Here is a 625-nt window from a genome sequence, read left to right as displayed (position 1 = left end):
TCGTTAGGTTCACCTCCTAAGAGATTGAGCATTTTGCGAATCGAGATGATCAAGCCTCCAAGAATTGAACCTGCGATAGCCAGACACAGCATAAGCTGCCACTGTGCTGTCGACCAAAAACGTGCATTCACTTCATTAAAGCCAATACCTGTACCGACAACCCAACCCCAATGTGGTGTTTTTTCTGCTATTGAGTATTTTTCTTCAATGCTGCCGTCGGCCTGTTTTTGGCTCCAGGTATATTCAACAATCTGACCTGTTTTGCGACCCAAAACATCTAGGATGAGTTGGCCTACGCTATTACCGCTGCCATCTTTAAAGTCATGGAAACTGGTTCCGTGTAGTTGAGGATCTAGTGGTGCGGCAATAAACATCATATTTTCGTCCGCCACATAAACGTACTCGTTGTCTTTGTAGAGGTTGTTACGCAGTAGGCGTGTTGCGAGGGCTTTTGCTTCCTCTTCAGTCATCTTGCCTTCAACTGCCATTTTTTCTACTTCAGTCAGAATGCTGTATGCACTCTTGAATAGCTCAGTTACTCGAGCTTTGTTATCGAGGTTACTTGCGACGCGTAAGGTCCATAAACCTGTAGCGGTCAAGGCTAGCAAAGCTAACAGTATGATCG

1 protein-coding gene is annotated in these 625 nt (G+C 45.3%); it reads right to left on the bottom strand.

Annotated features, from left to right (window positions below):
* Window positions 1-623, bottom strand: a 623-nt coding sequence (locus R7Q11_RS27420; protein ID WP_225467139.1) for a cache domain-containing protein, incomplete at its 3' end; no start/stop codon positions are given.
* Between the last annotated feature and the right edge of the window lie 2 nt (window positions 624-625).

The sequence above is a fragment of the Vibrio sp. 970 genome (assembly GCF_033339075.1).
This window is presented reverse-complemented; position numbering and strand designations above follow the sequence as displayed.